The sequence below is a fragment of the Sphingobacterium sp. T2 genome (assembly GCF_000814685.1).
Taxonomy (GTDB): domain Bacteria; phylum Bacteroidota; class Bacteroidia; order Sphingobacteriales; family Sphingobacteriaceae; genus Sphingobacterium; species Sphingobacterium thermophilum.
The window spans coordinates 1-3759 of record NZ_JXAC01000041.1 but is presented as its reverse complement, the minus strand read 5'-3'; the positions used below and the strand labels follow the sequence as shown (position 1 = coordinate 3759).

General features: G+C 41.3%; 3 protein-coding genes. 1 reads left to right on the top strand and 2 read right to left on the bottom strand.

The genetic code is table 11. The annotated features are described in order from the left end of the window. Positions 1-144: 144 nt before the first annotated feature. On the bottom strand, positions 145-2730 hold the full coding sequence (locus tag SD31_RS03710; protein ID WP_231561132.1) for a TonB-dependent receptor domain-containing protein: 2586 nt from the start codon (positions 2728-2730) through the stop codon (positions 145-147). 8 nt (positions 2731-2738) lie between these two features. Further along, on the bottom strand, positions 2739-2873 hold the full coding sequence (locus SD31_RS19830; protein WP_262506520.1) for a hypothetical protein: 135 nt from the start codon (positions 2871-2873) through the stop codon (positions 2739-2741). 344 nt (positions 2874-3217) lie between these two features. Here SD31_RS19830 and SD31_RS03705 point away from each other — a divergent pair, with 344 nt between their 5' ends. Continuing rightward, positions 3218-3700: a methylated-DNA--[protein]-cysteine S-methyltransferase gene (locus SD31_RS03705; protein ID WP_052258618.1), complete on the top strand. Its 483-nt coding sequence runs from the start codon at positions 3218-3220 to the stop codon at positions 3698-3700. Positions 3701-3759: the final 59 nt, after the last annotated feature.

Here is a 3759-nt window from a genome sequence, read left to right as displayed (position 1 = left end):
CTACATGAAGTGATAACCGAAACATGAAACAGGCGAATAATAGCTAATAATTTTGTTTTCATTGTTTTCTTTTCTTATTTTATTTTACTAATTATTAAATCCATGCTATTCTATCTTATCGTTAAGGTATATATTATCAAACTGTTAAAACTTATAAGATATACCTACGCTTGCATCAACTCCTCGTTTGTAGGATTCAAGGACAATGTTTTCATTTGAATCCGTCTCACGTTCTAGGTTTATCTTAGGGTTAAGCATGTTCCTTACACGCAGATTGACACCCCATTTATCATTAATGACAGCGTTCGTAACAAAATCCAAAGTAGGCACCCCTTTTTCAATTACGTTTTTATAAGTGTGTGTACCGATCATAAAAACCCGATCACTGAAATAATTCGCTACAATGGAAGATGTTAAATTCCAACGGTTTCCATTGTATAGATAACTTACATCCGCATTCGCCAGTAAAGGAGAGGCACCTTGTAAAGCACTCCGTGTTTCACCAAAATACACTTCGGATGCTTCTAATTTCTGACTGGAATACAAGTATGACACGTTGGCACCGGCTGATAGGATATTGTCACCATATCCTGTTGAAGTTTTCAACAGGTTTTTCTTTACTTCTATTTCGGCTCCTGCAATTTCAGCTGTTGAACCAATATTGTGATAAGTCATGATATTGTTCCCATATTCAACACGCGCAATAGGGTTCTTCATACTCTTGAAGAACGCGCCAACGGAGACCAGCTCGCCACTGCTTGGGAACAATTCCCATTTCAGGTCAAAATTGTTATTTTCCACTGGCGACAGGTCGGGATTACCTTCTGATTTAAAAGTTGCGAAAGTATTTTGAAAAGGCGCTAACTCAATGAATTGAGGCAGCGTGTAACTTCTACTGGCAGATGCTCTTAAATTGCTTTTTTCGGTAAGCGCATATTTCAAATTTAAGCTAGGCAAAATGTAGTTTTTATCTATTGTTGAGGGGCCATCGGCAACACTGGTCCTTGTTTGGATCTCATAATCGATAACTTGATTTACCCTATCGTAACGGACTCCCAATACCCCAGTGAATTTTTCCGAAAATTGATAGGTACCGACGACCAAAGCCGAGTGAATATCCTTCTTCGCGTTATACCAGTTCGGCTTAAGCGCTGAAACTCCAGCTCCCCAATTCGTTGTCAGTTGAAAGTAGTCGTCTGCTAAAGTGCCGCCGTTAAAACTGTCATCAATATCATCGACGCCGTGTGAGAGCGTTACGTCTCCCTTTACGTTGTGATTAAACATTCTGACTTCAAAGTCCCGTCTAACTAAGTTGCCGTTATATCCGAAGTCTATCTTTCTTTCGAAATTCCTGTCATTTTCAAACTTATAGGTAGCAATGGCTTTTGCAGTCCAACCTCTTTCTCCTATTTCAGAGTAGTAACGTTCATTGTCTGCCCCGTTGGCGTTGTTATAAAAACGATATGTGCCGTCCCGCAGCAAAATGTTGTTCGTACGGCGATCTGGCTCATTTGCCGAAACATGGTTGTATCCCACGCCGAGGTCCAACGTCCAATCGTTCGTCAACTCCAGCTTAGAAAGCAATTGATTAACAAACAAATGATTATCGACCACATGTTGTCTTCTCCATAGTCTGATATCACCGTCGTCGTCTGATATATTCAAGCCGTAATTCTGGCCGTAACTTTGTCCTTGGTCACCGATGTACATCGAGTTAAAAGAGATCGAATGATTACCAAAACTATATTTTAGGTTAGCCATCGCAGTTTTGGACACGTTGTATTCAGATCTTTCCATCTCCTGATCTAAAAAAATGGTTCCAGCAGTACTTGTTTGTCGGATAACACCGTCATAGTAACGGTATTCAGAATCCATGTTACCCGTAACAAATAAATTTAATGTTCCATTAGCCAGATTAAAGCGCTTTCCGCCGGACAACGAAAAGCTTGAGTTTATTGGTGTTTTTATCTGCGATGGGTTCCAGTTATTCGCAAAGTCGTAGCTAGTCAAATCTGTAATTGGAGACTTACGTTCTTTCAACGAACCAAACCAATTTGTTCCGTCTATCTTCTTAAAGTCCTCCGCCTTAATTGCCTGCGAATTTATACCGGAAGACGCTCCTATTTGGAAAAAATCACTTCCAGAAAACTCTTTAGATAGAATATCTATGTTTGCACCAGCAACATCACCTCCCAAAGCAGGATTGAACGTTTTATTGACTGCAATATTATCGATAACAGATGTCCCGAAGAAATCTAACGATATGTTCTTGTTCAACGGATCTTCGGAGGGCAACGCTAATCCGTTCAGCGTGGTGCTGTTATAACGGTCTCCCAATCCTCTTACAAAGACATTCGCTCCACTTGCCGATTTTGTGACACCACTCATTTTCGTCAGCGCCCCCTCAGCGTCGCTCACACCCTTTCTGGAAAGCTCCTGCGCTCCTATCTTCTCGACCATCAGATTAGATAGTTTCCGCTCTTCCAGCAAAGCAATTTCGCTCGCGCGCTCTCTCCGCCGTGTAACAACGACCTCGTCTAAGGTCGAATTTGTATTAATTAACGTCACGGAGACAAACTCCCAGTCGTTAGCCTGTAGATTAAATTTTGTGGAATCTGGGTCGTAACCTACAAAAGTACTTACCAATGTATATTCCCCAGTTTTGCTGGGCAGATTGATGGAAAATTCTCCTGCTTCGTCCGTCGATGTAGCAAGCGTCGTATTCGCAATTTTGATACTTACCCCCGGAATGGTTTATAGGTTTCGATGTCCAAAACCTTTCCTTTCACCCCAAACTGCTGCGCCGCCGTCCTCGAAACCTGAATGGTTACCATTGAAATAATTAAAGCAACATAATAGCTGAACTTGATCATAGCGTGTTAAAATTATGTTGCAATATTATAAGCTAAATATTAGCTCAATATTACCATCATATTATTAAAACATCACTACTCTGCTAACAAATTATTAAGCCGAGACAACGTTATTGTTACTACGTCGTATAACCAACTGTAAGTCAACCCTGAACAAGCCCTCCTATCCAAGATAGCCCGGCTCCTCCGGACATGCCGCAGCCAGATTTTCGCGGTTGTACGGTCTATTGTCAATGGAACATCTGTTATATTGTTATTTTTTTCGTTAAATAAAATAAACGCAACTGTATTTCATTCGTACTTCTTCGAATTTGTTAGTAATTTGCGGCTTTAAACGACACACCATGGCAGACATCGTATTATCTTCCACCGAAAAAGGAATCTGCCATATCGCCTTTGTAGATCCTCAAAAGGCTTTGTCAAACATTCGTGAACAATATCCACTGGCAAATGTTATTCGCAAGGAGCTTCCACGCCACATTGAGGTACTCCACATTTTCGATGACAGTGCTCAGCTAAAGAATCCTTTGCATCTGCATCTAAAAGGAACACCTTTCCAGCTTAAAGTGTGGGAGGCTTTATTGAAAGTTCCCAAAGGTTGCTTGACAACCTATGCGCATCTTGCAGAAGCCATAGGACATCCGAAAGCTTCCCGTGCTGTGGGCACTGCCATTGGCAGCAACCCCATAGCTTACCTTATTCCCTGCCATAGGGTGATACAATCTTCCGGCATTTTCGGCGGCTATATGTGGGGACCTATCCGTAAAGCTGCAATAATAGGATGGGAACAAGCTCAGGTAAAAGACATAACAGATGAAACTTTTTGAATTAGCTGATCCACAAAAGAACCATACTACCCCTATGATGGAGAGGTAAACTACTATGT

Coding starts and splice junctions, on each gene's coding strand:
- SD31_RS19830 (WP_262506520.1), bottom strand. CDS start 2,873: ATGATCAAGTTCAGCTATTATGTTGCTTTAATTATTTCAATGGTAACC.
- SD31_RS03705 (WP_052258618.1), top strand. CDS start 3,218: ATGGCAGACATCGTATTATCTTCCACCGAAAAAGGAATCTGCCATATC.